Source organism: uncultured Veillonella sp. (assembly GCF_915069625.1).
GTDB lineage: Bacteria > Bacillota > Negativicutes > Veillonellales > Veillonellaceae > Veillonella.
The window spans coordinates 1-5098 of the sequence record NZ_CAJZFD010000150.1 but is presented as its reverse complement, the minus strand read 5'-3'; the positions used below and the strand labels follow the sequence as shown (position 1 = coordinate 5098).

Below are 5098 nucleotides of genomic sequence, written 5' to 3'. Positions count from 1 at the left end.
CCTGTAAAAGCGAGCGATAAAATAGCCGGTATGCGTTGTATTCCATTATTGCTAGAAGAACAACAAATAACAGTAGCTCAAAAAATAGGTGGACCTATCTTAAACATAAAACCATTTGTACGCAAAACAATGGGCATCGTTACAACTGGTTCTGAAGTATTTGAAGGACGCATTAAAGATGCTTTCACACCTATCATCGAGGAGCGTTGCGCAGAATTTGGAGTGAAAAAAATCGCCCATGAAATCGTAACGGATAACACGGACGATATTGTGGCTGCTATCGACAAGGTGAAAGAGGCGGGCGCAGACATCATATTCTGTACCGGCGGCATGAGCGTAGATCCAGATGATTTGACACCGGGCGCCATTAAACGCTACGCTGACCGCGTTGTAACATATGGACTTCCTGTCTTGCCAGGCTCTATGGTGTGCATTGCATACTGTGCTGATGGCACGCCAATTTTAGGCGTACCAGGTGGTGTATTGTTTAGTAAACCAACGGCATTTGATGAAATCGTGCCACGCCTTATTGCAGACGATGAAATTACAAAAGAAGACTGTATCTGTATGGGGCATGGTAGCTTCTTAGGATAAAATAGATTTAAAGATAGCTTTTATCTTTGTGATAGAAGTGTTTATACCTGAATAAAATAAGAAATATACCTAAAAAGGGACTGTAGTGAAATGCGGTAAAACTGTATTTCGCTACAGTCTTTTGGTGTTATTATACAATTTCTTAATATTACTCTTACTGGTATACTATTTATAATGATAATGGTCTTATTTTAAAGGTAAAACGATTACAGGTGTAGATAAAGGCCGTATTAGTGGTGTTTATGCAGAATAAGAGTCAGATGTGTTATGAGAAGGGTATCGTCGGTGGAAAGATAAGGTAGAAAAATGAGTAGACTTGAAATGTTAGGATATATTTGGATTTTTATGTCTCTATCATTATCTATGGGGTTATATAAACTTGAGATTAGTAAACGTGTCATTGATGAAGAGTATGAATACATCAAAAAACATAGAGCTTTTGGTAATTTAACCAAGTATTTAACAATAATTGCAATTATAATTGTAGTCCTATTAAATTGTAAATTTTTAATTGATAAAGATTATTTATTTATTGCGAGATATGGTGTTGCTTGGGGTATTTTCGTGCTTTTGATAATGTGTACAGGATTTTTTCAAAAGAGAGACAGTTTATATTATAAACGTGGGATTATTGCTATTGTTTCAATATTATTCGGTGTTGTAGGCTCTGCTTATGCGTTTAAAGATATATTCTTTAAGTAGTAAAGAGAAAGATTGAATACAAGAAAAGTATCGTCGATGAAAAATGAGGTAAAAGATGAGTAGGTTAACAATATTAGGTAGTACGTTTGTTTTTGCATCTATCATATCGGGAATAGCCTTATATAAACTTGAAATTCGTAAGACTTCAATTAATGAAGAGTATGAATACATAAAAAAACATAGAGTTTTTGGTAGTTTAACAAAATATTTGTCTATTATTTCTCTTATAAGTTTAGCTCTACTGATTCTTAAAATTATAATTGATAGAGATTATACAGTAATTGAGAGTTATGGAAGTGTTTGGACTATTTTTACACTTGTTACACTGTGCACAGGATATTTTCAAAAAAGAGATAGCATATATTACAATCGTGGACTCATTGCCGTATTTTCGATGCTGATGTTTATTACTGTTTGCATCTATGCGTTTAGGAAGGTATTATTCTAAATAAAAAATATATATTGTTTTATTATCTTAGACTAATAATATAGAATTCTTCAATAAACCATAATAAGAAGGCACATCCTTCGAGGTGCCTTTTTTGTGCATAATATAGAAGATCAGTATCTAATAAGTGTGGAGCTGCCTTATGCTATAATTAAGAACATTTAAGAGTGTATTGTAAAAGAGACTGGTGAAAATGATTAAAGGAGAGCATAAACCATGATTCATTTAGATTATCTATTAGTTATAGGAATATTACTTAGCATTTTACTCTTTCTTTTGGTTGGAGTCTTTTACTATAATAACACCAAACTTTTAAAGGGACTCAATATTTGGTTCTTAATAATACTTAGCGCTCTTTTGAGTTATTTATTATATCCCTTATATGAACTGACAGATTATAGAGAAGAATTTACGTCAATCGTTATAATCGCTGCGATAATCATTAAAATAATTATCAATTTATCTATATTTATGATAGCTGATAGAATAACAACGAAATGGATTTCTAAATTAATTTTGATTCTATGGGTTGTTCTTGTTGAATGTTTGTATATGCCTATTCATTTATCATACCTTGTTTTCCTTTGTGTATCAGGTGGAATCGTTTTAATAGAACAGTTAAGGGAGAGAAGAAAGCACATTTAGTTTTGATTCGTAATTACTTTTATAGCGTTCACCTTTGAAATATGATATACTATTCTAACGCGCATAATTCGTGCGCGATAGGAGGAAACACATTTAGATGTTAGAAAAATTTGAACAATTAATGATTAGCGAACCTGTTCTAAGAGCGTTAAACGATATGGGCTTTGAAGAGCCTACGCCAATTCAACAGGAAGCTATCCCAGTTGCCATGAGCGGTAAAGACATGATCGGTCAAGCTCAAACAGGTACTGGTAAGACAGCAGCATTTGGCTTGCCTGTATTGGAACGCGTAGACGGGAATGAGCGTCACGTTCAAGTAGTTATTTTATCCCCTACACGAGAATTAGCTATCCAAGTAGCTGAAGAGCTTAACAAAATGGCTCAATACACGAATATCACTGCACTACCTATTTATGGTGGTCAAGATATTAATCGTCAGTTCCGTGCCTTGAAAAAGAACCCTCAAATCATCGTTGCCACTCCAGGCCGATTGATGGACCATATGGATCGTGGTTCTATCCACTTTGACCATGTGAAAGTTGTGGTATTGGACGAAGCCGACGAAATGTTAAACATGGGCTTTGTTGATGATATCAATAAAATCTTGGGTGCTATCCCAGAAGACCATCAAACATTGTTGTTCTCCGCAACTATGCCTAAAGCTATCCAACAATTAGCTGAAACATATTTGACAGAGCCAACATTGATTCGTATGAAACCGACTCAAGTTACGATGGACTTAATTGAACAATATTATATCGAAGTGCAAGACCGTCAAAAATTCGATGTTCTTTGCCGCTTGTTCGATATCCAAACACCTGAACTTGCTATTATCTTCACACGTACAAAACGTCGTGTTGATGAAGTAACTGAAGGTCTTAAGAAACGTGGTTACATGGCGGAAGGCATCCATGGCGATTTGTCTCAACAAAAACGGGACAGCGTAATTCGTCAATTCCGCGAAGGTACCATCGATATTCTCGTGGCTACTGATGTGGCAGCTCGTGGTCTTGATATTTCTGGCGTATCTCACGTATATAACTATGATATGCCTCAAGATCCTGAAAGCTACACACACCGCGTAGGTCGTACAGGCCGTGCCGGTAAAGCTGGTCAAGCTTTCACGTTCGTTATCCCTCGTGAAATGGAGCATTTACATGCTATCGAGCGTTTAACAAAACGTAAAATCGCACGCCGCCGTGCACCTTCCTTAGGTGAAGTTCTTGAAGGTCAACAACGTTTGGCAATTGAAAGTCTCGTTGAAATGACAGATAATTTAGAAGCATTAGCACCATTCAAATCTAGTGCAGAGGAATTGTTGAATGATACAGATTCCGTAACACTTTTGGCAGCAGCTCTTAAATTGTTAACAAAAGAACCAGATACAACTCCTGTAAATATTACAGAAGAAAAACCATTGCGCGTACGCCGTCGTCGTGAAGGTGGCCGTAGTGACCGCCGCCGTGGTGACCGTCGTAGAGATGGTGATCGCCGCCGTGACGGAGATCGTCGTCGCGATGACCGCCCTCGTCGCAGCCGCGATGACCGCAGAGGTGAACGTCGTGATGGCCGCCGCAGAGATGATCGTAGATCTGATCGTCCACGTGGTGACAGAAAACCTCGTCATCAAGGTGAAGGTTTCAAACCTTACTTTAAAGACTAATAGAATGTGGATTGCTTTCGGGCAATCCACATTTTTTATTACTTAATAGTTAATACTATCTATCTTGATAAGTGTTGAGAATTCTGCTATAATAGATAATAATTATTTCTTGTGAATGGCCGATAATGGTCGATGCCTTATAGATTTCCAAGTGGAGAAAGGTAGAGTAGAGTATTATGGATATCGCACAAATTCTGCGTAGCCAAGGGTTCAAAGTAACCCCACAACGTATTGCGATTTATGATGCCTTGCGTGGTCATCATGATCATCCAACAGCAGAAATGTTGTATCATACGTTGCGCCCTGAACATCCAAGCATGAGCTTGGCAACCGTGTACAAGACGATGGAGATTTTTGAAAAAATCGGTCTTGTAAAAATTTTAGAAGTAGGTGATGAGCGCGCTCATTACGATTGGGACACACAAGCTCATTCCCATATCCGTTGCATCCGTTGCAACAAGGTAGAGGATATGATGGGCATTGATTTACAAGCTATCAAAACAATTGCTGATCAAGGTAGCGAGTATCAAATCACAGGTCAACATATTACCTTTGAAGGTGTATGCCCTGAGTGTGCTAAAAAAGAAAGTCATTAATACATAACCCCTGTCGCGAAGGGCTCCTTCACGGTAGGGGTTATATTAGTTATATATGTCTTCTATTCATTAGGCTTTTGGAATAGATGTAAGCGTAATAGAATAGATATTAGAATTGAGTATTTTAGAATTTTAGAATTATATAAATATAAAGGAGTATTATGTTTGTCATCGGCAGTCATTTATCAATTAGCAAAGGTTATTTAAACATGGGGAAAGAAGCTACCAAAATTGGGGGTAATACATTCCAATACTTCACGCGCAATCCTCGTGGTGGTAGTATGCGTGCCCTCGATGTAGAGGATATGAATAGCTTGAGTGCGTATATGAAAGAACATAACTTTGGCACCTTATTAGCTCATGCACCTTACACGTATAATCCATGTGCAGCAAAAGAAGATTTGCGCGCTTTTGCAAAGCAGGCCATGACAGAAGACCTAGAGCGTATGG

The 5098-nt window shown here is 37.5% G+C and carries 5 protein-coding genes and 1 pseudogene; all 6 read left to right on the top strand.

The features are described 5' to 3' along the window. Window positions 1-594: molybdopterin-binding protein (locus tag QZ548_RS07840; RefSeq protein WP_295869522.1), on the top strand; the 594-nt coding region annotated here is incomplete at its 5' end. A gap of 306 nt (window positions 595-900) precedes the next feature. After that, the gene (locus QZ548_RS07835) at window positions 901-1296 is read left to right on the top strand and encodes a hypothetical protein (protein WP_295869520.1); all 396 of its coding nucleotides are present in this window, start codon (window positions 901-903) and stop codon (window positions 1294-1296) included. Window positions 1297-1960: 664 nt separating this feature from the next. Further along, window positions 1961-2389: a phosphatase gene (locus tag QZ548_RS07830; RefSeq protein WP_295793673.1), complete on the top strand. Its 429-nt coding sequence runs from the start codon at window positions 1961-1963 to the stop codon at window positions 2387-2389. A gap of 97 nt (window positions 2390-2486) precedes the next feature. Continuing rightward, the gene (locus QZ548_RS07825) at window positions 2487-4052 is read left to right on the top strand and encodes a DEAD/DEAH box helicase (RefSeq protein ID WP_295793674.1); all 1566 of its coding nucleotides are present in this window, start codon (window positions 2487-2489) and stop codon (window positions 4050-4052) included. Between the two features lie 176 nt (window positions 4053-4228). Continuing rightward, on the top strand, window positions 4229-4648 hold the full coding sequence (locus QZ548_RS07820; protein ID WP_005385669.1) for a Fur family transcriptional regulator: 420 nt from the start codon (window positions 4229-4231) through the stop codon (window positions 4646-4648). Window positions 4649-4809: 161 nt separating this feature from the next. Further along, window positions 4810-5098, top strand: a pseudogene (locus QZ548_RS07815) (endonuclease IV); the annotation flags it as partial.

Coding starts and splice junctions, on each gene's coding strand:
- QZ548_RS07835 (WP_295869520.1), top strand. CDS start 901: ATGAGTAGACTTGAAATGTTAGGATATATTTGGATTTTTATGTCTCTA.
- QZ548_RS07830 (WP_295793673.1), top strand. CDS start 1,961: ATGATTCATTTAGATTATCTATTAGTTATAGGAATATTACTTAGCATT.
- QZ548_RS07825 (WP_295793674.1), top strand. CDS start 2,487: ATGTTAGAAAAATTTGAACAATTAATGATTAGCGAACCTGTTCTAAGA.
- QZ548_RS07820 (WP_005385669.1), top strand. CDS start 4,229: ATGGATATCGCACAAATTCTGCGTAGCCAAGGGTTCAAAGTAACCCCA.